Origin of the sequence: Streptomyces toyocaensis (genome assembly GCF_000725125.1) — a bacterium.
Classification (GTDB): domain Bacteria; phylum Actinomycetota; class Actinomycetes; order Streptomycetales; family Streptomycetaceae; genus Streptomyces; species Streptomyces toyocaensis.
This window is the reverse complement of record NZ_JFCB01000045.1, coordinates 13331-36481: the sequence shown is the minus strand read 5'-3', so window position 1 is coordinate 36481 and position 23151 is coordinate 13331. Positions and strand designations below refer to the sequence as shown.

23 protein-coding genes are annotated in these 23151 nt (G+C 73.4%); 12 read left to right on the top strand and 11 right to left on the bottom strand.

All coding sequences use genetic code 11. The features are described from left to right. The first annotated feature begins 21 nt into the window (after window positions 1–21). Window positions 22–2274, top strand: coding sequence for a heavy metal translocating P-type ATPase (locus tag BU52_RS30335; protein ID WP_037940559.1), 2253 nt, complete (start codon window positions 22–24; stop codon window positions 2272–2274). Between the two features lie 112 nt (window positions 2275–2386). Then, window positions 2387–3046 (top strand): phosphatase PAP2 family protein, encoded by a 660-nt coding sequence (locus BU52_RS30330; RefSeq protein WP_037940558.1) that lies wholly within the window; start codon window positions 2387–2389, stop codon window positions 3044–3046. A gap of 267 nt (window positions 3047–3313) precedes the next feature. Here BU52_RS30330 and BU52_RS30325 read toward each other — a convergent pair whose 3' ends face one another. Next, complete coding sequence (locus tag BU52_RS30325) at window positions 3314–3946, bottom strand: acyl-CoA-like ligand-binding transcription factor (RefSeq protein ID WP_078903528.1); 633 nt, start codon at window positions 3944–3946, stop codon at window positions 3314–3316. Between the two features lie 56 nt (window positions 3947–4002). Here BU52_RS30325 and BU52_RS30320 point away from each other — a divergent pair, with 56 nt between their 5' ends. Both BU52_RS30320 and BU52_RS36660 read left to right on the top strand, forming a co-directional pair. Then, window positions 4003–4938, top strand: a complete 936-nt coding sequence (locus BU52_RS30320; protein WP_037940553.1) for an oxidoreductase — start codon at window positions 4003–4005, stop codon at window positions 4936–4938. Between the two features lie 146 nt (window positions 4939–5084). Beyond that, window positions 5085–5261, top strand: coding sequence for a cellulose binding domain-containing protein (locus tag BU52_RS36660; RefSeq protein WP_235216462.1), 177 nt, complete (start codon window positions 5085–5087; stop codon window positions 5259–5261). Between the two features lie 50 nt (window positions 5262–5311). Here the strand turns inward: BU52_RS36660 and BU52_RS30315 are convergent, their stop codons facing one another. After that, window positions 5312–5947, bottom strand: coding sequence for a class F sortase (locus BU52_RS30315; protein ID WP_037940552.1), 636 nt, complete (start codon window positions 5945–5947; stop codon window positions 5312–5314). Window positions 5948–6137: 190 nt separating this feature from the next. Continuing rightward, window positions 6138–6929 carry a hypothetical protein gene (locus BU52_RS33085; protein WP_037940548.1) on the bottom strand — a complete coding sequence of 264 codons (792 nt, stop codon included), beginning with the start codon at window positions 6927–6929 and terminating at the stop codon, window positions 6138–6140. 262 nt (window positions 6930–7191) lie between these two features. Between BU52_RS33085 and BU52_RS30305 the strand changes: the two genes are divergently transcribed. The 3 genes from BU52_RS30305 to BU52_RS30295 all read left to right on the top strand — a co-directional run bounded on the left by BU52_RS30305 (window position 7192) and on the right by BU52_RS30295 (window position 9787). Continuing rightward, window positions 7192–8352 (top strand): MFS transporter, encoded by a 1161-nt coding sequence (locus tag BU52_RS30305; protein WP_037940547.1) that lies wholly within the window; start codon window positions 7192–7194, stop codon window positions 8350–8352. Between the two features lie 150 nt (window positions 8353–8502). Beyond that, the gene (locus BU52_RS30300; RefSeq protein WP_037940545.1) at window positions 8503–9381 is read left to right on the top strand and encodes an SDR family oxidoreductase; all 879 of its coding nucleotides are present in this window, start codon (window positions 8503–8505) and stop codon (window positions 9379–9381) included. 124 nt (window positions 9382–9505) lie between these two features. After that, window positions 9506–9787, top strand: coding sequence for a DUF6332 family protein (locus BU52_RS30295; RefSeq protein WP_037940542.1), 282 nt, complete (start codon window positions 9506–9508; stop codon window positions 9785–9787). On the opposite strand, the gene BU52_RS30290 is transcribed toward BU52_RS30295, so the two are convergent. The 3 genes from BU52_RS30290 to BU52_RS30280 form a co-directional block, all read right to left on the bottom strand. Next, the gene (locus BU52_RS30290) at window positions 9748–10413 is read right to left on the bottom strand and encodes a response regulator (protein ID WP_037940540.1); all 666 of its coding nucleotides are present in this window, start codon (window positions 10411–10413) and stop codon (window positions 9748–9750) included. The genes BU52_RS30295 and BU52_RS30290 overlap by 40 nt on opposite strands. Continuing rightward, window positions 10410–11723 carry a sensor histidine kinase gene (locus BU52_RS30285; protein ID WP_107061309.1) on the bottom strand — a complete coding sequence of 438 codons (1314 nt, stop codon included), beginning with the start codon at window positions 11721–11723 and terminating at the stop codon, window positions 10410–10412. The genes BU52_RS30290 and BU52_RS30285 overlap by 4 nt, the downstream gene beginning before the upstream one ends. Before the next feature lie 95 nt (window positions 11724–11818). Continuing rightward, window positions 11819–12556: a TetR/AcrR family transcriptional regulator gene (locus BU52_RS30280; RefSeq protein WP_037940534.1), complete on the bottom strand. Its 738-nt coding sequence runs from the start codon at window positions 12554–12556 to the stop codon at window positions 11819–11821. Window positions 12557–12780: 224 nt separating this feature from the next. Here BU52_RS30280 and BU52_RS30275 point away from each other — a divergent pair, with 224 nt between their 5' ends. Further along, on the top strand, window positions 12781–13230 hold the full coding sequence (locus BU52_RS30275) for a nitroreductase family deazaflavin-dependent oxidoreductase (RefSeq protein WP_037940576.1): 450 nt from the start codon (window positions 12781–12783) through the stop codon (window positions 13228–13230). Here BU52_RS30275 and BU52_RS30270 read toward each other — a convergent pair. Further along, a complete protein-coding gene (locus BU52_RS30270; RefSeq protein WP_037940532.1) occupies window positions 13220–14452 on the bottom strand; it encodes a geranylgeranyl reductase family protein in 1233 nt (410 codons plus the stop codon). The genes BU52_RS30275 and BU52_RS30270 overlap by 11 nt on opposite strands. A 193-nt stretch (window positions 14453–14645) precedes the next feature. On the opposite strand from BU52_RS30270, the gene BU52_RS30265 reads away from it, so the two are divergent. Together BU52_RS30265 and BU52_RS30260 are read left to right on the top strand one after the other, a co-directional pair. Beyond that, window positions 14646–16007: a dipeptidase gene (locus tag BU52_RS30265; RefSeq protein ID WP_037940531.1), complete on the top strand. Its 1362-nt coding sequence runs from the start codon at window positions 14646–14648 to the stop codon at window positions 16005–16007. A gap of 73 nt (window positions 16008–16080) precedes the next feature. Then, a complete protein-coding gene (locus tag BU52_RS30260; RefSeq protein WP_051858721.1) occupies window positions 16081–16842 on the top strand; it encodes an MBL fold metallo-hydrolase in 762 nt (253 codons plus the stop codon). 10 nt (window positions 16843–16852) lie between these two features. Here the strand turns inward: BU52_RS30260 and BU52_RS30255 are convergent, their stop codons facing one another. The 3 genes from BU52_RS30255 to BU52_RS30245 all read right to left on the bottom strand — a co-directional run bounded on the left by BU52_RS30255 (window position 16853) and on the right by BU52_RS30245 (window position 19279). Then, window positions 16853–17893: an NUDIX hydrolase gene (locus tag BU52_RS30255; protein WP_037940528.1), complete on the bottom strand. Its 1041-nt coding sequence runs from the start codon at window positions 17891–17893 to the stop codon at window positions 16853–16855. A gap of 144 nt (window positions 17894–18037) precedes the next feature. Further along, window positions 18038–18226, bottom strand: a complete 189-nt coding sequence (locus BU52_RS30250) for a hypothetical protein (RefSeq protein ID WP_037940527.1) — start codon at window positions 18224–18226, stop codon at window positions 18038–18040. Between the two features lie 99 nt (window positions 18227–18325). After that, entirely contained in the window at window positions 18326–19279 is a 954-nt protein-coding gene (locus BU52_RS30245; RefSeq protein WP_037940526.1) for an ROK family protein, read from the bottom strand. 204 nt (window positions 19280–19483) lie between these two features. Here BU52_RS30245 and BU52_RS30240 point away from each other — a divergent pair, with 204 nt between their 5' ends. Then, complete coding sequence (locus BU52_RS30240) at window positions 19484–20578, top strand: LacI family DNA-binding transcriptional regulator (RefSeq protein WP_200881351.1); 1095 nt, start codon at window positions 19484–19486, stop codon at window positions 20576–20578. A gap of 7 nt (window positions 20579–20585) precedes the next feature. After that, window positions 20586–21344: a hypothetical protein gene (locus BU52_RS30235; protein WP_037940522.1), complete on the top strand. Its 759-nt coding sequence runs from the start codon at window positions 20586–20588 to the stop codon at window positions 21342–21344. A gap of 477 nt (window positions 21345–21821) precedes the next feature. Here the strand turns inward: BU52_RS30235 and BU52_RS30230 are convergent, their stop codons facing one another. Beyond that, a complete protein-coding gene (locus BU52_RS30230; RefSeq protein ID WP_037940521.1) occupies window positions 21822–23126 on the bottom strand; it encodes a DUF6986 family protein in 1305 nt (434 codons plus the stop codon). Window positions 23127–23151: the final 25 nt, after the last annotated feature.

Genomic DNA, 23151 nt, shown 5'->3' with positions numbered 1-23151 from the left:
TATCAGCCCCAGGAGTGCAGCATGACCGTCCGTACGGCAGGTACCGATGCCGAGGTGGAACTCGCGATCGGCGGGATGACCTGCGCCTCCTGCGCCGCCCGCATCGAGAAGAAGCTCAACCGGATGGAAGGGGTCACCGCCACCGTCAACTACGCCACCGAGAAGGCGCGGGTCAGCTACGGCGGAGACGTGACCGTCCGTGATCTGATCACCACCGTCGAGGCCACCGGCTACACGGCCCAGGAGCCGACCCCGCCGGACGAGCCGGCCCGGGAGGACGACGAACCCGACCTGCTCCGGCCCCTCAGACAGCGGTTGATCACGGCGGTGGCCCTGGCGGTGCCCGTCGTGGCGATGGCGATGGTCCCGGCGCTGCAGTTCGAGTACTGGCAGTGGCTGTCCCTCACCCTGGCGGCGCCCGTCGTGACGTACGCGGCGTGGCCCTTCCACCGGGCGGCGTTCACCAACGCGCGGCACGGTGCCGCCACCATGGACACGCTCATCTCGGTGGGCACCTCGGCCGCGTTCCTGTGGTCCCTGTGGGCCCTCTTCCTCGGCACGGCCGGCACGCCCGGTATGACCCACCCCTTCGAACTGACCATCGCCCGCGGCGACGGCGCCGGGAACATCTACCTGGAGGCCGCCGCCGGGGTGACCGCCTTCATCCTCGCCGGCCGCTACTTCGAGGCACGCGCCAAGCGGAAGGCCGGAGCGGCGCTCCGGGCCCTGCTGGAGCTGGGCGCGAAGGACGTCACCGTGCTGCCCGCCGACGGACCCGAGAAGACGGTTCCCGTCGCCGAACTGAGGGTCGGCGACCGCTTCCTGGTGCGCCCCGGCGAGAAGATCGCGACCGACGGAACCGTCGCCGAGGGCTCCTCCGCGGTGGACGCCTCGATGCTCACCGGCGAGTCGGTGCCGGTGGAGGTCGCCGCAGGGGACCCGGTCACCGGAGCCACCCTCAACGTCGGCGGGCGTCTCGTCGTGACGGCCACACGGGTCGGCGCGGACACCCAACTGGCCCGGATGGCCAAGCTGGTGGAGGACGCGCAGAACGGAAAGGCCGCCGCGCAGCGGCTCGCGGACCGGATCTCCGCCGTCTTCGTGCCCGTCGTCATCGCCCTGGCCCTGGGCACCCTGGGCTTCTGGCTCGGCAACGGCGCCGGACTGACGGCCGCGTTCACCGCCGCCGTGGCCGTCCTGATCATCGCCTGCCCGTGCGCCCTCGGCCTGGCCACCCCCACCGCCCTGATGGTCGGCACCGGGCGCGGCGCCCAGCTCGGCATCCTCATCAAGGGCCCCGAAGTCCTGGAGTCCACCCGCCGCGTCGACACCGTGGTCCTCGACAAGACCGGCACCGTGACCACCGGCCGGATGACCCTGCTGTCCGTACACACCGCGGACGGCACCGACGAGAAGGACGTACTCCGGCTCGCGGGCGCGTTGGAACACTCCTCCGAGCACCCCATCGCGCGGGCGGTCACCGACGGCGCGCGGGAGAGGCTGGGCGGGCCGCTGCCCACACCGGAGGACTTCGCGAACGTCCCCGGGCTCGGTGTCCAGGGCGTCGTCGACGGCCACGCGGTCCTCGCCGGCCGCGACGGGCTCCTGCGGGAGTGGTCCCTGGTCCTCCCCGGGGACCTGGCCCGGGCCAGGGACACGGTGGAAGAGGCGGGACACACCGCCGTCCTGGTCGCCTGGGACGGTGAGGCGCGCGCGGTACTGGAGATCGCCGACGCCGTGAAGGAGACCAGCCCCGAGGCCGTCCGCCGGCTGCGCGCGCTCGGTCTGCGGCCGGTCCTGCTGACCGGCGACAACGAGGCGGTGGCCCGCTCGGTCGCCCGGGAGGTCGGTATCGCACCGGAGGACGTCATCGCCGAGGTGCTGCCGCAGGACAAGGTGGACGTCGTCAAGCGGCTCCAGTCCGAGGGCCGTTCGGTCGCGATGGTCGGCGACGGGGTCAACGACGCGGCCGCGCTCGCGCAGGCGGACCTCGGTCTGGCCATGGGCACCGGAACGGACGCGGCCATCGAGGCCGGCGACCTGACGCTGGTCCGGGGGGACCTGCGGGCCGCGGCGGACGCCATCCGCCTCGCCCGCCGCACCCTCGGCACCATCCGGTCCAACCTGTTCTGGGCGTTCGCCTACAACGTCGCCGCACTGCCGCTCGCGGCTGCCGGCCTGCTGAACCCGATGATCGCGGGGGCGGCCATGGCGTTCTCGTCGGTCTTCGTGGTCGGCAACTCGCTGCGCCTGCGCACGTTCCGGGCCGCCTGAACCGCCGGGGCGGGCGGGCTCCCCGGATGGATCATGCGTACCGTGGGCACTGGGTGATTCCCGCCCCATGGTGCGGGTACGCCACCGAAGGACGCCACCGCGGGAGAGACAGATGAGCGAGCCGCCCACCACCGACCAGGACGTCACCCGTCCGCTCACCAGGCCCGTACCGCCCGCCGACGGACTGCGCAGGGTCGCCTCCGCGGTACTCGGCGACCTCAGGGCCGTGGACGGCGCCCTGTACGCCGCGGTCGCCGCCACCCCGACGCCGACCCTCGACCGGGCACTGCGCCGTCTCTCCCACGCGGCCGACCACTCCAAGATCTCGTTCACCATCGCGGGAGCGCTCACCCTGGCCGGCTCACGGCCGCGCCGGGCGGCGCTCGCCGGGGTGGGAGCGATCGCCGTGGCGTCGGCTTCGGCCAACCTGCTGGGCAAGCGCCTGGTGCGCAGGGACCGGCCGGACCGGGAGGCGGCGCGAGTGACCGTGGACCGCCACGTGCCGATGCCCACGTCGGCGTCGTTCCCTTCCGGGCACACCGCGTCGGCGGTCGCGTTCGCCACGGCGGTGGGAACGGTGCTGCCCGCGGCGTCGGTGCCCTTGGGGGCGTTGGCGGGAGCGGTGGGCTACTCGCGTATCCATACGGGTGTGCACTACCCGGGCGACGTGGCCGCCGGGGCGGTGCTCGGCATCGCCAGTGCCGCGACGGCGTTGGCCGTGGCGTCGGCCCGTCTTCCCGCGTCGTACGCGCGCGGGCTCCGCCGGCGCTGAGCCGCCCCACGGCCCCTCGGGGCCGACGCTTCCTTCGTCATCGGCGCCGGGTTCAGGGCGTGTTCACGCCCCTCGGCGCGGAGGCGGTCCCCCGCGTGGGTGCCGGCCGGGGGTGGCGCAGCCCGGCACCGGCGGGGTGCCGTCACTCCCACCCGTGCACCGTCGGAATCCTGAGGTGCCGGGGGAGAGCGCGCACGCCGGGCCGCCGCCGCCCGAGCGGCCGACGCGAGCCGTCACCGGCACCCTCTCCCGACGGCTGCGAGCGGCTCACTCAACGGCGTCCAACGCCGGAGCGATGGTGGCGAAGGCCCGGTCGGTCAGGTCGGCGGGGTCCTCGGCACCATCGCTGTCGCTCCACCGCTGCAGCACGGTGTCGAAGGCGGTGAGCGCCATCCCGGCGGCCAGCCGCGGGTACAGATCGGTCCCGGGGTCGAGCCCCAGTCGCTGCGCCACTTCTGCTGCCAGGTCGTCGCGCCACTGGTCCTGGCGCTCCAGGAAGCGTGCGCGCAGGGCGGGGGTGCGCAGAATCAACTGAACCACGCGCAGTGCCTTGTCGGAATGGCCGGCACAGGCGGCCATGGGGACCCGGACAGCGTGCCGCAGTGCCACGGAAGGCTGTTCCCCGAGGGGGCGAGCCGCCAGCTCGGCGCGCACGCCGACGCCCATGTCGGCCAGGAACTGGACGACCACGTCCTCCTTGGAAGCGAAGTACCGGAAGAACGTGCGCTTGGACACGCCGGCGGTGGTCGCGATCTCGTCGATGGTGACCGCGTCGAACCCCTTCGATGCCAGTAGCTGCAGCGCCGCTTCACTCAGCTCGTCGGAGACGAGCCGGCGTTTGCGCTGGGCCATGGTCACTTCAGGACGGGAACTCACCAGCTGATCATACCGCCATGCCATCCATGGCGCTCGGTGACTTGTTGACACCAAGTGCCATGCGCGGCAGTGTGTGCCGCATGACGAAGAAGCTGCGCTGGACCGCCGATCAGATCCCGGACCAGGCCGAGCGGGTGTGTGTCGTCACCGGGGCCAACAGCGGCCTCGGCCTGGCGACCACCCGGGCACTCGCCCGCAAGGGCGGGCACGTGATCCTCGCGGTCCGGGACGAGGCGAAGGGCCACCGGGCCGCCGCAGAGATCACCGCTGAGCAGCCCGGCGCCGACCTCGAGGTGCGCCGTCTCGACCTGGCCGACCTCGATTCGGTCCACGCGTTCGCCGATCGGCTGCGCGCCGACCATCCGCGGCTGGACGTGCTGGTCAACAACGCCGGTGTGATGGCGCCGCCCCGCTCACTGAGCGCGCAGGGCCACGAGTTGCAGCTCGCCTGCAACCACCTCGGCCACTTCGCGCTCACGGGTCTGTTGCTCGACCTGCTGACCGACGGCAACGACCCCCGCGTGGTCACGGTGAGTTCGGCCAACCACCGGCTGGGGCACCTCCACTTCGACGACCTTTCCGGCGAGCGTGCCTACTCGCCCATGGGGTTCTACAACCAGTCGAAGTTCGCCAACGCCGTCTTCGGACGGGAACTCCACCGGAGGCTGACCGCTGCCGGCAGCTCGGTGCGCAGCGTGCTCGCCCACCCCGGCTACACGTCCACCAACCTCCAGACAAGCGCACCGGTCGGCCTGGTGAAGGTGCTGTTCGGCCGCATCCTCGCCCCGCTCGCCCAGCCCCCGGAGCAGGGCGCACTGCCCCAGTTGTACGCGGCCACCGCGCCGGACGTGGCGGGCGGCGAGTTCATCGGACCCGACGGCTTCGCCGAGCTGCGCGGCGGTCCGACGCAGGTGCAGTTGTCCACCGCGGCGGCCGATCCCCGGACCGGCCGCCGCCTGTGGGAACTGTCGGAACACCTCACCGACGTGCGGTTCGTGTTTCCGGCCACCTCCTGACCGAGGGGCGGGGGTGTTCGCCCGCAGTGGCCGGCGCGCCCGACTCCTCAGCGCCCTCCAGCCGACCGTGCGCAACACCGGCGGTCCGGCGGTCGACGGATGGACGCTGCGCCGGGCGTTCCCCCTCCGGCCGGCGGATCACCCCCATGTGGGGCGGAACCCCGGCCCGGAGCGGTGCCGAGGACACGGTCACCTCCGCCTCCTGCACGGCGTCGATCCCCGCGTCCGGCGCGGCGACGCTCGGCTTCACCGGCACGCGGTCCGGCGCGCCCTCCAGCCCCACGGCGTTCGGCCTCAACGGCGCGGACTGTTCCGCGGCCTGAGGGGCCGCTGCCCGGAAGGCCCCCCCTTCCGGGCAGCCACTCCCGCGGGCTCAGACGAGGTGGGCGAAGACCACCAGGTTCTCCGTGTAGTCCTTTGCGGCGCGGTCGTAGTCGCCGGCGCAGGTGATGAGCCGGACCTGCGCGTCCGGCGCGTCGGCGTACACACGCTCGTCGGGGAAGTCGTCCTTGTCGAAGGACTCCGTCTCGTCCACCACGAACGTGGCCTTGCTGCCGTCGGCGCGCAGCACCCGGAAGCGGTCCCCCTTCTCCAGTTCGCTGAGCCGCGCGAACACGGCCGGAGACGTCTTCGTGTCCACGTGGCCGGCGATGATGGCCGTACCGCGTTCTCCCGGAGAGGCACCCTTGGCGTACCAGCCGACCAGGTTGGTGTCGTGGGCCGGAGGCGGCTCGAGCTGCCCCTTGGCGCCGATGGCGAGGTCGGTGAACGGCGCGTCGACGCCGATGCCGGGGATGAGCAGCCGGGTCGGCTCGGACCGCGGCAGATACCTGTCGGCCGACGCGCGGGGAGCGGGCTCACCCGCGGCCGGGTCGGTGGAGCCGGACGGCGCCGCGGAGACGGCGGGGGACGTGCGGGGGGCGTGTGCGTCGTCGGGGGGATCCTCGCCGCCGCCCATCAGCGTCGCGGCCAGCACCAGGCCGGCCCCGCTCCAGAAGACCGCCGTCATTATGGCGCGCAGTCTGCGCCTCGCCGGCGACGCCGGATCGGGTTCGAGGGGGGTGGGAGGACTGGCCGGCATCGGGGGAACCACCTCATTCGGGCACGGCAGGGGGCAAGGCACACGGAAGAGCGAGCGGGGCCGTCATGACGCGCGCGGCGCGTGCGACGGCCCCGGCCGCTATGACGCCGGGCATGGCTCAGGCCACGTTCCCGGTGGCCTTCTTGCGGCGCAGCGCGTAGGCACCGGTGCCGAGGACCGCGAGTGCGGCCAGACCGCCCGCGGTGACACCGGGCTCGGCGAGCCCGCCGCCGCCGGTGTGCATGCCGCCGCGCGGCTTCTCGTGCTTCCACTCCTTGTCCTGCTTGCCGCCGTAGGAGTCCTCGCTGTGCGACTCGCCCTTGTCCTTGTAGGTCTCGGGGTCGTACTTCGGGTCCTTGGCGGTCCCCCAGTCCTCCTCGTTCACGGCGGCCAGGGCGCCACCGCCGGTGTGCATCCCACCGTGCGGCTTGCCGTACTCCTCCTCCTTCTTGTCCTCCTTGCCCTCCTTCTCCCAGTCCTTCTCGCCCACGGCGGCCAGGGCACCACCGCCGGTGTGCATCCCACCGTGCGGCTTGCCGTACTCCTCCTCCTTCTTGTCCTCCTTGCCCTCCTTCTCCCAGTCCTTCTCGCCCACGGCGGCCAGGGCACCACCGCCGGTGTGCATCCCGCCGTGCGGCTTGCCGTACTCCTCCTCCTTCTTGTCCTCCTTGCCCTCCTTCTCCCAGTCCTTCTCGCCCACGGCGGCCAGGGCGCCACCGCCGGTGTGCATCCCGCCGTGCGGCTTGCCGTACTTGTCTTCCTTGTCGCTCTTGCTCTCCTTGTCCTGCTCCTTGCTGTAGGAAGAGGCGTCGTTACCGTCCCCGGCGTGGTCGGCGTAGGCCACCGGCGCGGCGATGGCGAGGGCCGCCGTGGCCGTCGCAGTGGCGAGCACCATGCGGGCAGAGCGCATTTGAGAGTCCTTCCGCTGGAGGCCGGGCAGCTGACTTCTCGTCAGCACGGACGTCCCGATCTCCGGCATGATCCACGCTCAGTCATGCCACCCGGTCCCACCATCCGGGACGTTCACACGGGTTAATCCCTCCACCCTCGCGGCGGCACCGGACCGTGCGCCCGCCGCCCCCGCCCACCCCGCGACTCCCTTGCCCCCGGTCCGATCGCCACCTAGCCTGCCTTTTGTGCCGCTAATAAACAAAACCCGTACGCACAGCGCTGTGCCGGGTACCGACCTCGTCCGCCTCCGTCTCGCCCTGACCGCCTTCTTCGCCCTCGACGGCTTCGTCTTCGCCGGCTGGGTCGTACGCATCCCGGCCATCAAGGAGCAGACCGGTGCCTCCCCGAGCACCCTGGGCCTCGCCCTGCTCGGCGTCTCCGCCGGGGCCGTCGTCACCATGACGCTCACCGGCCGGCTCTGCCGCCGGTACGGCAACCACCTCGTCACCGTGGTCTGCGCGGTGGTCCTCTGTCTCAGCGTGGGCCTGCCTCCACTGACCCACTCCGCCGCCGCGCTCGGCGCCGTGCTCCTGCTGTTCGGCGCGGCCTACGGGGGGATCAACGTCGCCTTCAACAGCGCCGCCGTCGATCTGGTGGCCGCGCTGGGGCGGCCCGTCATGCCCAGCTTCCACGCCGCGTTCAGCCTCGGCGGCATGATCGGGGCCGGGCTGGGCGCGCTGGTCGCCGGTTCGCTGTCGCCGGCCCGGCACCTGTGGGGACTCGCCGTCGCCGGGCTGCTGGTGACCGCGGTCGCGGGACGGGCCCTGATGCGGTGCGAGCCGCTCACCCCGGCGGACGGCGGACGGCCCGAGCGGTCGGCCCCGCGCCGGACGGACCGGCGCACCCGCGCTCTTGTGATCGTCTTCGGGCTCATCGCGCTGTGCACCGCTTACGGCGAAGGGGCACTGGCCGACTGGGGGGCGCTCCATCTCGAGGAGGACCTCGACGCCTCGCCCGGCGCGGCCGCGGTGGGTTACTCCCTCTTCGCTCTCGCCATGACGATCGGGCGGCTCAGCGGTACGACGCTCCTCGAACGGCTGGGCCGGACGCGTACCGTCCTCGCGGGCGGCTCCACCGCGGCGGCCGGGATGCTGCTCGGGGCGCTCGCCCCGTCCCTGTGGGCGGCCCTGCTCGGCTACGCCGTCACCGGCCTCGGTCTCGCCAACCTCTTCCCGGTGGCCGTCGAACGGGCGGGCGCCCTCGCGGGCCCCAGCGGTGTGGCGACCGCTTCCACGCTGGGCTACGGCGGCATGCTCCTCGGCCCGCCCGCGATCGGCTTCATGGCGGACTGGTTCAGCCTCCCGGCAGCACTGACCAGCGTGGCGGTGCTGGCCGCGGTGGCCACCGTCATCGGCTTCGCGACCCGCCACACGCACGGCTGATGCCGTGAGGGCCCCGGCCGTCCGGGTGGCCGCGCGGTGAACCGGATCGGACGTGCGGTGCCGGGGTACCCGGGCGTCGGCGCCCGCCGGTCATCGCCGCCGGCGGCGCCGACCGCGTGACCGCCCCCCACCACGGACAAGGGAGAGATCGTGACCGAACAGCGCAACCCCGTCGATCAGCATCCGACCCCCGACTTCCCCTCCCAGGACCAGCCGCATCCCGGCTGGACCGGCCCCATGGACCCGCCGCCGGACCACGGCGAGGACTCCTACCGGGGCAGTGGCCGGCTGACGGACCGCACGGCCGTGATCACCGGTGGGGACTCGGGAATCGGCCGGGCGGTAGCCCTCGCGTTCGCCCGGGAGGGCGCCGACGTGGTCTTCACCTACCTGGAGAGCGAGAAGGACGACGCCGCCGAGACGGCGCGGTGGGTGGAGGAGGCCGGCCGGCGCGCCGTGCCCGTCGCCTGCGACGTACGCGAGGAGGAGAACTGCCGGGCGCTGATCGACCGCGCGGTGTCGGAGTTCGGCCGGATCGACATCCTGGTGAACAACGCGGCGTACCAGATGTCGCAGCCCGACGGGATCGAGGCGATCTCCACCGAGCAGTTCGACCGCGTGCTGCGGACCAATCTGTACGGCATGTTCTGGCTGTGCAAGATGGCCCTGCCGCACATGCGGGAGGGCGGCAGCATCATCAACTCGGCTTCCGTGCAGGCGTACAAGCCCAGTCCGCACCTGCTGGACTACGCGACCACGAAGGGTGCCATCGTCACGTTCACCCAGGGGCTGGCGCAGATGGTCATCGACCGGGGGATCCGGGTCAACGCCGTCGCACCGGGCCCCGTGTGGACGCCGCTGATCCCGGCGACGCTGCCGGACACCACGGAGTTCGGCAAACAGGCGCCCATCGGACGGCCGGCCCAGCCGTCCGAGATGGCCCCGGCGTACGTCTTCCTCGCCTCCCAGGAGGCGTCGTACATCACCGCGGAGATCGTCAACGCGACGGGCGGGACCCCGCTGCCGTAGGTCCGCGGACCCGGGCGAGGACGGCCCGTGGCCCGTCCGTGCGCCCGGCGGGTTGCTTGCCCGCCGGGCGCACGCCTGTGTGACTCCAGGAGGCAGTGGCATCGAGTGAACGCGGGGGGCGGGTGTGACGGGACGCGGGGGACACCGGACCCAGGCCGAGCGAGACGCGGTCACCGTCGAGACCGGATACGCGCTGTGCAGCGCGTTCTTCGCGGCGGCCGTGGTCCTGGGCGCCGTCGCGGGGCCGGCGCTGCTCTTCGAACTGCCGGACGTCGTCGAGGCGGCCTCGGTCCGCGGCGGACGGGTGCTCGCCGCGGACCTGTTCGTCGTCCGCACGGTCGCCGTACTGGTCCGCTTCCGACGGGTTCAGCCGAGCCAGCCCGGCCGCACCAGCCCCGACTCATAGGCCAGGACGACCAGTTGGGCCCGGTCGCGGGCACCCAGTTTCACCATGGCGCGGCTGACATGGGTCTTTGCGGTGAGCGGGCTGACGACCAGGCGGCGGGCGATCTCCTCGTTGGACAGGCCGATCCCGACCAGTGCCATGACCTCCCGCTCCCGCTCGGTGAGCCCGGCCAGGGCATGGGCGGCGGCGGGTTCCTTGGAACGGGCCGCGAACTCGGCGATCAGCCGCCGGGTCACCCCGGGCGACAGCAGCGCGTCACCGCCGACCACCGCCCGCACCGCGCGCAGCAGTTCCTCCGGCTCCGTGTCCTTGACCAGGAAACCCGAGGCTCCCGAGCGGATCGCCTCGAAGACGTACTCGTCCAGCTCGAAGGTGGTGAGCATGACCACCTTCACGTCCCCCAGTTCCGCGTCGCGCGTCACGCGGCGGGTGGCGGCGAGGCCGTCGAGCGCGGGCATGCGGATGTCCATCAGCACCACCTCGGGCCGCAGTTCGCGGATCAGGCGCACGGCCTCCTCGCCGTCGGACGCCTCCCCCGTCACCTCGATGTCCGGCTGCGCGTCCAGCAGCGCGCGGAAACCCGCCCGGACCAGTGCCTGGTCGTCGGCGAGCAGTACGCGGATCACCGGTCCTCCTCCGGCTCGATCGGAAGTACGGCCAGCACCCGGAACCCGCCGCCGGGGCGCGGGCCCGCCTCGATGGTGCCGTCCAGCGCGGCGGCCCGCTCCCGCATCCCGGCGAGACCGTTCCCGCTGCCTCCCGCGTCCGCCCCGGTGGCGGGCCCGTCGTCGTCGACGCGCAGCCGCAGCCGCCCCTCGTCCTGGTCCAGGTACACGCGCGCCTCCCGTGAAGCCGAGTGCCGTACGACATTGGTGAGGGCCTCCTGGACGATCCGGAACGCGGCCAGGTCCGCGCCGGGCGGCAGCCGCGGTGGCTCCCCCCGGACCGTGACGGTGAGTCCCGCGCTCGCGGCCTGCTCGACCAGTTCCAGCAGACGGTCCAGACCGGGTGCGGGAGCGCGGGGCGGCGCGGCGCCGGGCGCACGGAGCGTGTCGAGCACCTGACGCACCTCCCCGAGCGCCTCCTTGCTCTTGCCCTTGATCGTGGTCAGCGCGGTGCGCGCCTGCTCCGGGTCGCTGTCCAGCAGCGCGAGGCCGACGCCCGCCTGCACGTTGATGACGGAGATGCTGTGCGCGAGCACGTCGTGCAGTTCCCGGGCGATCCGCAGCCGCTCCTCGTCAGCTCGCCGCCGCGCCGCCTGAGCCCGCTCGGCCCGCTCCCGCGCCCCTTGCTCACGGCGGATCCGGGCCAGCTCCGAGACGGCCACGAGCGCCACCAGCCAGGTGGCGATCACGATCGCCTGGTTCCACGAGGCGGCCCCGTCACCGGACGGCGGCAGCCGGCGGTACAGGACGTGGGCGATCAGCACGTGTCCCGTCCAGAGCGCCGCCATCGCGAGCCAGGCCGCTCGCCGGTGTCCCGAGACGACGGCGCCGAAGCAGGCCACGACGACGGTGAGGAACACCGGCCCGTAGGGGTAGCCGGCCGCCGCGTAGAGCAGGACGGCCGCCACGGTGCCGCACACCACGAGGACGGGATGGCGCGTCCGCCACAACAGGCCCGCGCCCGCCACGACCAGCAGGACCCACCCGAAGGGGTCGAGGGCGACCCGCTCGCCCTCCTGGGCGTGGGCCGCGAAGGTGGTACCGACCAGCACGAACGCCGTGAGCAGCACCGTGGACGGCCAGGGCCACCGGGGGCGCGGGCTCCCGGCACCCCCGACGTCGTCCCCGCCGGCCTCGTCGCCCCCGCGGGCGTCGTCGCGTGCGTCGGCCCAGCGGCTCCACCCGGGCGGGCCGTGCCACCACGACCGGGGCGGCCGTCCGCGGCGCCACCGGCCCGGCGGTCCGCCGGCGCGTCCACGCTGCTCGTCCATGTCCGCCACGCTAGACGCCGCGGGCCCCGGGCGGCGTCAGCCGGGCGTGGCGATCAGACGTACTCCCCGTGGAGTACGCCCGGCCGCCCGGCCCTCTACGACCGGACGGCGGGTGCGCCCGGGCGGGTCGCGGGACCCGGCTGCGGAAAGACCAGACCCACCGTGTGCGCCAGTTGCCCGGCCGCGTGGCGGAAGAACGTGTCGCGGTCCTCCACGACCCGGTTGAACTGGCCGAAGAGCTCGAACCCGATCAGTCCGAACAGCTGGGCCCAGGCGGCGACCATGGTCGCCACCACCTCGGGCGGCAGATCGGGGGCGATGTCGGCGGCCATCCGCACGGCCTCGGGCCTCAGCTCGGACGGCAGCGGGGGTTGGGCGAGGCCGAGGCCCCGCTCCGCGTCACGCAGGATGCCGATGAAGACGGCGGCGGCGCGTCCGGCGGCCGGGACGGTCGTGTCGGGCGCGCTGTAGCCGGGCACCGGCGTGCCGTAGATGAGCGCGTACTCGTGCGGATGCCCGAGCGCCCAGGCGCGCACGCCCTCGCACACGGCGGTCCAGCGGTGCACGGGCCCGACGCCGGCGGCCGCGTCACGGGCCGCTTCGGCCGCCTCGCCGAGGGACTCGTAGGCGTCGATGATGAGGGCGGTGAGCAGGTCGTCGCGGCTCGGGAAGTAGCGGTAGAGCGCGGAGGAGGCCATGCCGAGCTCGCGGGCGACGGCCCGCAGGGAGAGCTTGACGGCACCTTCCTCCGCCAGTTGTCTGCGGGCCTCTTCCTTGATGGCCGCCGTCACTTCGATCCTGGCCCGGGCACGGGCGCCGTGTGTGCTGCTCATGGGAGGAAGTGTTCCACGGAGCAGAGCACCGCACACAAACGCGAGCGACGAACACGTTTGCGAGCAGCGCCAACAAACGCGAGCACTGCTCTTGCTTCAGAACGCCCACCTCGGGCAGACTGGCACCACGAGCGAGAGCACTGCTCACAAATGTGAGCGTTGATCTCGCAGTGAACCGGTGCTCACCCATGCGAGCGCCGAACATCCACACCTACGGGGGCCCCATGTCCACGCACGTCCAGAAGCCCGGCTGGTTCACCGTCAACGTCCTCAACCGGCTCGTCGCCTGGCTGACCGGCCGCGGACTGAGCGTCTGGGGCTCCCGCGTCCTCGCCGTCCGCGGCCGCAGGAGCGGCCAGTGGCGGACGACCCCGGTCAACCTCCTCATCGTCGACGGCGAGCGGTACCTCGTGGCACCGCGCGGCCACGTCCAGTGGACCCACAACATGCGCGCGGCCGGCGGCGGCGAGCTGCGCCTCGGCAGGAGCGTCGAGGCCTTCACCGCCACCGAGGTCGCCGACGACGACAAGCCGCCGCTGCTGCGCGCCTACCTCGGGCGGTGGAAGGCGGAGGTCGGGGTCTTCTTCAAGGGGGTCGGCCCCGCCTCCTCCGACGACGAACTGCGCCGCATCGCCCCCGACCACCCGGTCTTCCGGATCACGGTCAGGAGCTGACGTCGTCCCCCGCGGGTCGCCGGTCCAGCGCGAGCAGGGCGCGGTGGGCCATCGGGTGGGTGCGGACCAGTTCGCCGAGCGACGTGGAGCCCCGCGTGATGTCCTTGAACGCCTTCCAGGCCGGGCGGAAGCCGGTGAGAACGGCGTGGAACACCCCTGGCCGCCGCTCGAAGGCCGCCAGCATCCGCTTGCCGACGCTCATCTCCACGCCGAGGCCCGCCTTGACGGCGAAGGCGTAGTTCAGCGCCTGGCGGCGCGCGTCCACGGCATCGTGCGCCTCGGCGACGCGCACCGCCCACTCCCCCGCGAGCCGTCCCGACCGCAGCGCGAAGGAGATGCCCTCACGGGTCCACGGCTCCAGCAGTCCGGCCGCGTCCCCGCAGACCAGCACCCGGCCGCGCGACAGCGGCGAGTCGTCGGCGCGGCAGCGGGTCAAGTGGCCGGAGGAGATGCTCGGTTCGAAGCCGGCGAGGCCGAGCCGCCCGATGAAGTCCTCCAAGTACCGCTTGGTGGCGGCGCCTTCACCGCGCCGTGAGATCACGCCGACAGTCAGCGTGTCGCCCTTGGGGAAGACCCATCCGTAACTGCCGGGCATGGGGCCCCAGTCGATGAGCACCCGTCCCTTCCAGTCCTCCGCGACCGTCTCCGGTACCGGGATCTCCGCCTCCAGGCCCAGATCGACCTGGTCGACCTTGACCCCGACGTGCGCTCCTATGCGGCCCGCGCTGCCGTCCGCGCCGACCACGGCCCGTGCCAGGACCGTCTCGCCGCCCTGCAGGACGACGGCGACCGTGCGCCGGTCCGGTACGGCCGAGCCGTGTTGCTCGACCCGTTGCACCGCCACTCCGGTGCGCAGTTCGGCGCCGGCCTTCTGCGCGTGCTCCACGAGCTGCTGGTCGAACTCGGGCCGGTTGATCAGCCCGAACAACATCTGGCGGGAGCGACGGGTGCGGCTGAAGCGGCCGTTGCTGGAGAACGTCACCGCGTGCACCCGGTCCTTCAGCGGCAGCTCGAAGCCCGGCGGGAGCGAGTCGCGCGAGGGACCGATGATGCCGCCGCCGCACGTTTTGTAGCGCGGCAGCTCCGCCTTCTCCAGCAACAGCACGCGCCGCCCCGCGACCGCCGCCGCGTAGGCGGCCGAGGCCCCCGCGGGTCCCGCGCCCACCACGACGACGTCCCACACCTGCCGCACGTCGTCCGCCGAAGAGTTCTCGCTGCTCACGATGGTCTACTGCTCCCGATCCAGCCGCCTGCCACTCTGTCCCCCCGCATCCTACGGCGGCGATCGACTGGGGCCACTGTGGGAGGATCGGCGGCGTAAGTGCCCCGTACACGGGGCCTCACGCACACCGCACGATCTTCTCGTACGGAGAAGTACGCAGAAGTACAACGTCGCACCCACAAGGAGCGTGCCCATGTCGTCGAATCCCGTCGCCGCGACCGTCGCCTCGCTGATGCCCAGGGCGAAGGAGGAGCTCACCGAGCTGGTGGCCTTCAAGTCGGTGGCGGACTTCGGCCAGTTCCCGCGCGGCGAGAGCGAGGGCGCCGCCCGCTGGATCGCCGACGCGCTGACCGCCGAGGGCTTCCAGGACGTGGCCCTGCTGGACACCCCGGACGGCACGCAGTCGGTGTACGGCTACCTCCCCGGCCCGGAGGGCGCCAGGACGGTACTGCTCTACGCGCACTACGACGTGCAGCCGCCGCTGGACGAGTCCGGCTGGACCACGCCGCCCTTCGAGCTGACCGAGCGGGACGGCCGCTGGTACGGACGCGGGACCGCCGACTGCAAGGGCGGCGTGATCATGCACCTGCTGGCGCTGCGCGCGCTGAAGGCCGACGGCGGCGTCCCCGTGCACGTGAAGGTGATCGTCGAGGGCTCCGAGGAGCAGGGCACCGGCGGCCTGGAGCGGTACGCCGAGGAGCACCCCGACCTGCTGACGGCCGACGCCGTCGTGATCGGCGACGCGGGCAACTTCCGCGCCGGTCTGCCGACGGTCACCTCCACGCTCCGCGGCATGACGCTCGTCCGGGTGCAGATCGACACCCTCGAGGGGAACCTCCACTCCGGCCAGTTCGGCGGAGCCGCTCCGGACTCGCTGGCCGCGCTCGTGCGCGTACTGGACTCGCTCCGCGCCGAGGACGGCAGCACGACCGTCGACGGGCTGGCCGGCGACGGCGCCTGGGACGGACTGCACTACGACGACGAGCAGTTCCGCAAGGACGCGAAGGTCCTCGACGGGGTGGAGCTGATCGGTTCGGGCACGGTCGCCGACCGCATCTGGGCGCGCCCCGCGGTCACCGTGCTCGGCATCGACTGCCCGCCGGTGGTCGGCGCCACGCCGTCCGTGCACGCGAGCGCCCGCGCGCTGATCAGCCTGCGCGTGCCGCCGGGCGTCGACGCGGCCGAGGCGACCGGACTGCTGCGTGCGCACCTGGAGGCCCACACACCGTGGGGAGCGCGGGTGAGCACCGAGCAGGTCGGTCAGGGACAGGCGTTCCGCGCGGACACGACCAGCCCGGCCTACCGGGCCATGGCCGACGCGATGGCGGCCGCCTACCCGGGGCAGGAGATGAGCTACGCCGGCCAGGGCGGCTCGATCCCGCTGTGCAACACCCTCGCCGCCCTGTACCCGAAGGCGGAGATCCTGCTCATCGGTCTGAGCGAGCCGGAGGCCCGGATCCACGCGGTGGACGAGAGCGTGTCCCCGGACGAACTGGAGCGGCTGTCGGTCGCCGAGGCGCTGTTCCTGCGCGGCTACGCGTCCGGCACGAACTGACAGCGGCGGTTCCCCGCTCTGCCGAGAGCCAAGTCCCCCCGACCGGACGGGGACTTGGCCCTACGGTAGGCCCATGGACGTCATCGAACTCCTCCCCCGCCTCCACCTCCTGCGCTTCCCGGTCGGGCAGGCCTACCTCTGGCGAGACGGCCGGGCAGGGCACGGGGACGAGCTGACGCTGATCGATGCCGGGCCTGCGGGCTCCGGGGCGGCGATCACCGAGGCCGTGACCGCGCTCGGCCGGCACCCCCGGGACGTACGCCGGGTCGTGCTCACCCACTTCCACGAGGACCACGCGGGTGGGGCGGCCGAGGTGGCGGCGCTGACCGGTGCCGAGGTCCTGGCCCACCGGCTGGACGCGCCGCACGTGCGTGGTGAAGTGCCGGGTCCGCCACCGGTGTTCGAGGAGTGGGAGCGGCCGCTGCACGAGCGGGCGGCGCGGCTGCTGCCCCCGGGGGGCTTCGCACGTCCCTCGCGCGTCACGGAGTTGGCGGACGGGGACGTCCTCGACGTGGGCGGCGGGGCGTGCGTCGTGCACGTACCGGGACACACGTGGGGCAGTGTCGCGCTGCATCTGCCCCGGTACGGCGTGCTGTTCACCGGTGACACGGTGGCCGCCTCGCCCGTGGACGGCACCGTGATGCCGGGCGTGTTCAACCTCGACGGTCGCCGGGTCCTCGCCGCGTGCCACCGGCTGGCCGCTCTCGGCGCGGAGGTGGCCTGCTTCGGGCACGGCGAGCCGGTGACCGAGCGCGCGGCCCGGTCGCTGCGCGCGGCGGCCGTACGCGCGGGCGCGGCGGAGGCCGTCGAGGAGGACCCGGTTCCGCGTGACTGAGCCGCGGGATTCACCCCACCGGCACTCCGGCCTCCAGGTAGACGGCCTTGCCGCGTTCCCGTGCCCGCAGCGCCCCGCGCAGCCGTTCGTAGCGGACCGGTGGCAGCAGTTCGGCGGCCTCGGCCTCGGAGACGAAGCGCCAGCCGCGCAGTTCCGGTCCGGGCAGGAGCAGCTCCCCTGCCTGCGCGGAGTCGAGCCGCCCGCCGTTGAAGAGCAGCCGCAGGCCGCCGTACCCGGGCGGCGCGGGCGGCTCCCAGTCGACGACGAGGAGCGCCGGTACGTCGTCGAGGCGGATCCCCGTCTCCTCGGCCACCTCGCGCATCCCCGCACGCGCGGGGGCCTCACCGCGTTCGACGACTCCGCCCGGGAACTCCCAGCCCGCCTTGTAGGTCGGGTCGACGAGCAGCACGCGGTCCTGCTCGTCGAAGAGCAGGACCCCGGCGGCGACCGTCTCCGCGGTGGGCTCGGGCGTCTGCACGATGTCACAGGGGGGAACCGCCCCGCCGCCCACCGCCTCCGCGATCCGCAGCGCGGTGTCGTACGGGGTGAGGGCCGTGCTGTCGACCGGGTAGGCGTCCGCGGTGAGCCAGGCGGCGAGGGCCGCTTTGTACGGCTCGATGTGATCGTACGCCCACTGCCTGACGCGTATCTCCCCGTCGGGAAGGCTCGCCGGGACCTCACGGGCGGCTATGCGTTGGCGCAGGATCGTTTCCGCCGGAGCGAGGAGGACGTGCCTGACCGGAATCCGGCGGGCGGCGAGCCCGCCGAAGATCTCGTCGCGGTACTCCTGGCGCAGCAGGGTCATGGGGACCACGAGCGTTCCGCCGAGCTCGGCGAGCATCGCGGCCGCCGTGTCGATCACGAGTCGTCGCCAGATCGGGACGTCCTGGAAGTCGCCGACCTCGGCGAGGCGCTTGGGCGGGAGCAGCTTCTCCAGTGCTCCGCCGATGACCTCGGGGTCGAGGAGCGTGCTGTTCGGGATCAGCTCGATCAGTTCACGCGCGGTGGTGGTCTTCCCCGCGCCGAACGCGCCGTTGATCCAGACGATCACGGTTCCCCCTCTTCTGTTGGCCCCCTGTGGCTTGCCCGCTCCACCCTGCCACGGAAACCGGCTCCCGTTGAGACCGCATGAGAGCGGCGCCGGTGCCCCTCCCGTCGAGTGCACCGGCGCCGCGCGGCTCCGTCGTGGGACGCGTCAGTCGTCGTCCCGGTCGACGTCCAGGGCCAGGGTGTTGCCCTCGGCGACGGTCCGGTCGAGGGTGCTGAGGGTGTCGTCGACGTCGAGCCCGCCGACGCTCTCACCCAGCGCGTGCGACGGGGTGACGGCCGCGACGACGAATCCGGTGGCGAGGGAGGCGATGGCGAGCATGCTGCGCTTCTTCATATCCGGCTCAACTACGGAGACCGCCCCGGGGTCACGCACCTTTTCGGAAAGGGTGCCGGAGGATCGCGGACCCGGCTCCCCGCCGGCCGTCCCGCGCCCTCACACCCCGGCGACCGCCTGGTCCGTCCTGCCGGCCAGGGCCGCCGCGGCGGCGCCCACCAGGCCCGCGTCGGTGCCCATCTGCGCCGGGGCCACCGCGAGACGCTGGACGAAGGACAGGGTGGCGTAGTCGGTGAGGGCCCGGCGCAGGGGGGCGAAGAGGACCTCACCCGCCTTGCCCACGCCCCCGCCGATCACCGCTATGTCGATCTCCACGAGGGTCGCGGTGGCCGCGATACCGGCGGCCAGCGCCCTGGCCGCCCGTTCGAAGGAGGCCACGGCCACGGAGTCCCCGGTGCGGGCCGCCGCCGCCACCGCGGCGGCGGAGGTGTCCCCGTCCACGCCGGGCCGCCAGCCGTTCTCCAGGGCGCGGCGGGCGATGTTGGGCCCGCTCGCGATCCGCTCCACGCAGCCCCGCGAGCCGCAGGGGCACAGGTCCCCGTCGAGCTCCACACTGATGTGGCCGATGTGGCCGGCGTTGCCGGTGGGCCCCGGGTGGAGCCGGCCCCCCAGCACCAGGCCGCCGCCGACCCCCGTCGAGACGACCATGCACAGCGCGTTGTCGTGTCCGCGGGCCGCACCCTGCCAGTGTTCGGCGGCCGTGATCGCGACGCCGTCGCCGATCAGCTCCACCGGCAGCCCGCCGACCGCGTCCCGGACCCGGGCGACCAGCGGGTAGTCACGCCAGCCCGGCACGTTCACCGGGCTCACCGTGCCGGCGGAGGCGTCCACGGGGCCGGCGCTGCCGATGCCCACGGCGCCGGCGCGCCGCCAGAGCGGGGACACGGTGAGCTCGCCGATCACCGCCTCGACCGCACGCATCACGGTCTCACCGTCCTCGCGCGCGGGCGTCGGCCGCTGGGCGCGGAGAAGGATCCCTCCCCGGCGGTCCACCAGAGCGCCGGCGATCTTGGTGCCGCCGATGTCGAGCGCGGCCACGAGGTCGGTGTACATCAGTGTCGGATCTCCCCGTCGAACATGGAAAAACTTCTGAGAGCGCTGAGAACGACCATGCGCGACCAGGAGCCAGCACATGGAGCACGGGCGGCGGCCCCGTCGTGCGGCGATGTACGGGCCGGAGTGTGCGAGGGACAGTGTCTACGAGGGTGACAACGTTGTCCAGGCTCTATGCTCGACGCCACATCCTCATACAACCCCATGGACCTACGCATCCCCGTGGCCGACAGGACAGGACACCGCACCGTGCCGGAGACGACCCGCCGCACCGACCGCCTCCCCGGGACCCGTTACGGCAACCGCCCCACCATGAAGGACGTGGCGGCCCGCGCCGGGGTCGGACTCAAGACGGTCTCCCGGGTCGTCAACGGCGAACCCGGGGTCACCGCCGAGACCGAGCGCCGCGTCCAGGAGGCGATCGAGGCACTCGGCTTCCGCCGCAACGACAGTGCCCGGGTGCTGCGCAAGGGCCGCACCGCCAGCATCGGCCTGGTGCTGGAGGATCTGGCGGACCCGTTCTACGGGCCGCTGAGCCGGGCGGTGGAGGAGGTGGCCCGCGCCCACGGCGCGCTGCTGATCAACGGCTCGAGCGCGGAGGACCCCGACCGTGAGCAGGAACTGGTGCTGGCACTGTGCGCCCGGCGGGTGGACGGACTGGTGGTGATCCCGGCCGGCGACGACCACCGTTACCTGGAGCCGGAGATCAAGGCGGGCGTCGCCACCGTGTTCGTGGACCGCCCGGCCGGGCACATCGACGCGGACGTCGTGGTGTCGGACAACTTCGGCGGGGCCCGCGACGGCGTCCGCCACCTGATCGCGCACGGACACCGCCGGATCGGCTTCATCGGCGACATGCCCCGCATCCACACCGCGGCCGAGCGGCTGCGCGGGTACCGGACCGCCCTGGAGGACGCGGGCATACCGGTGGCGGACTCCTGGATGTCGCTGGGCGTCACCGACCCCGAGCGGGTGCGCCGGGCGGCCCGGGAGATGCTCTCCGGCCCCGAGCCGGTCACCGCGATCTTCACGGGCAACAACCGGGTGACGGTCACCGTGATCCGGGTGCTGGCCGGGCAGACCCGCCCGGTCGCCCTGGTCGGTTTCGACGACATCGAGCTCGCCGATCTGCTCCAGCCGGGCGTCACCGTCGTCGCGCAGGACGCGGCGGCGCTCGGCCGGACCGCGGCCGAGCGGCTGTTCCGTCAGCTGGACGGCACCCTGCTCACCCCGGAGCGCATCGAGCTGCCCACCCGGCTGATCACCCGCGGCTCCGGCGAACTGCCGCCCGCGGACTGAGCGCGCGGTGCCGGTGGAGGAGGACCGCACGCTGCGGGCGCTCGGGCTGGACGAGGCACCGCGCACGCATCCGCTGCTGTATCCGGGGGCCTGGCCGCGGGAGTCGGGGCTGCTCGACGGGCACCGGCTGCTGCCGCTGGACCGCCTGGTGTACGAGGACCGCGTACCGGTGCTCGCCGTCGGTTCCAACGCCTGCCCCGGGCAACTGCGGCACAAGATGGCCGGGTCCGGGATCGTCACGGCGCTGCCGATGGTGCGCGCCCGGGTGACGGGCGTCGGCATCGGTGTCTCGGCGCACGTCAGCCGCATGGGCTACGTGTCCCACTCGCCGGTCGCCGCGCCGGGGACGGTGCGGGAGCTGTTCGTGCTCTGGCTCGACGCCCGGCAGGCCGCGGTGATCGACGCGAGCGAGGGCGTTCCGCGCCCGGACGGCAATTTCCTGCGCGCGTGGCTGCCCGCGCCCGACGTGCGGATCGAGCTCGCCGACGGCTCGGTGCTGCCCGGCGCGCACGCGTACGTCAACCGTCACGGCGTGCTGCACGACGGTTCCGGTGTCCCCCGCGCCCATCCGGGCCAGCGGCCGCTGCTCACCGACCTGCTCGCGAACGTACCCGGTCTGCGGGAGCTGTTCGGTGCCTCCCCCGAGGAGTTCTGCGCACGGGCCCGCGCCGACCGGAGACTGTGCGCGCGGGGCACACGGCTGTTCGCGGAGAAGGGGATGGTGACCGTCTGCGGCCTGGAGCGGTACGTGGAGTCCCCCCAGTAGGCGAGCCCGGTACCGGTGCCTCGCTGAGGGCACCCCTGCGTCCGGCTGGGGCGGCGCGGACCGCCGGCGCGGCCGGGGCGTCCTCGGGCACCCGGCGCAGCAGGTCGCCGGGCCGCCATCGAGCACCTCACGGAGGGCGGCCGGGGTCGTGCGGCCCACCGTGCCGGCTCGGCCGCTCCTGGGCACCGCCACGTTGGCCGGGGTGGTTCCCACGCCTTCGGCGAGTCCGCCCACGGACCTCTTCCGTTCGGCCGGCGTCATATCCCGAGCGCGGACACCCGCAGGGCCGCGGCGACGGACACGCGATGGACGGCGTGGGCATGGGGGAAGGGGGCGTGGAAGAGGACGGCCCCGCCGCGCCATCGTCACCAGGCGCCAGACGCCAGACGCCAGACGCCAGACGAGGACGGTTTGTGCCGCCGGCCCAGGTCACTCGTCGGCAGCGGCACCCCGCACATGGGCGCTTCCCGCCCCGGACTACCGGGCGGAGTCGGCCGGGCCGCCCCGCCGGGGTGCGGCGAAGCCCTCCAGGTCCGACCGGGTCAGCCCGGTGGCCCGCGCGACCTCGGAGGTGTCCAGGGCACCGCAGTCCAGCCCCCGGATCAGGTGGCCGGCCAGGGCCTTGGCGGTGGCGGGTTCGTCCATGACGTCGCCGCCGACGCGGTCGGCGTACCGGGTCAGGCGGGCGGCGGCCTGCCGGAAGCCCTCGCGGTAGAAGGCGAAGACGGCCGCGTACCGGGTCGGAAGGTGTCCGGGATGCATGTCCCAGCCCTGGTAGTAGGCGCGGGCCAGGGCCCGGCGGGTGAGGCCGTAGTGCAGGCGCCAGGCGTCGTGGACCTTCTCGGTGGGGCCGACGGGCAGGACGTTGGTGGAGCCGTCCGACACACGCACGCCGGTGCCCGCGGCGGCCACCTGCATGACGGCCTTGGCGTGGTCGGCGGCCGGGTGGTCGCTCGCCTGGTGGGCGGCGGAGACGCCGAGGCAGGCGCTGTAGTCGAAGGTTCCGTAGTGCAGGCCGGTGGCGCGGCCCTCGGCGGCCTGGATCATACGGGCGACGGCCGCGGTGCCGTCGGCGGCGAGGATGGCCTGGCTGGTCTCGATCTGGATCTCGAAGCCGATCCGGCCGGACTCGAGGGAGCGCGCCTCCTCGAAGGCCTCCAGGAGCCGGACCATGGCGGTGACCTGCTCGGGACAGGTGACCTTGGGCAGGGTGAGGACCAGCCCGTCGGGCAGGCCTCCGGCCTCCGTCAGGCCGGTGAGGAAGATGTCGAGGGTGCGGATGCCCCGGTCGCGCACGGCGGCTTCCATGCATTTCATCCGGATGCCCGTGTACGGGGCCGCGGTGCCCGCCGCGTACGCCTCGGCGACGAGCCGTGCCGCGCGGGCCGCGTCCGCGTCCTCCTCGGCGTCGGGACGGCCGCCGTAGCCGTCCTCGAAGTCGACGCGCAGGTCCTCGACCGGCTCGCGTTCCAGTTTGGCGCGGACGCGGCCGTACACGTCCTCGGCCAGTGCGCCGTCCAGACCGAGGACGGCGGCGAAGGACGCCGCGTCAGGGGCGTGTTCGTCGAGCGCGGCGAGTGCCCGGTCGCCCCAGGCGCGCGGGGTGCCGGCGGCGAAGGCGTCGGCGGGGACGTAGACGGTGTGGACGGGCTGGCGGGTGCCGGGGTCTCCGGGGTAGCGGCGCTCCAGTTCGGCGTCGACCGGGGCGAGGCGGGCCCCGATCTCCTCGGTGACGGCGTCCGCGAGACTCGTCACCACCCGCTCCTGCTGCCCCTGACCCATTCCACACCCTCGCATGCTTTCGCGA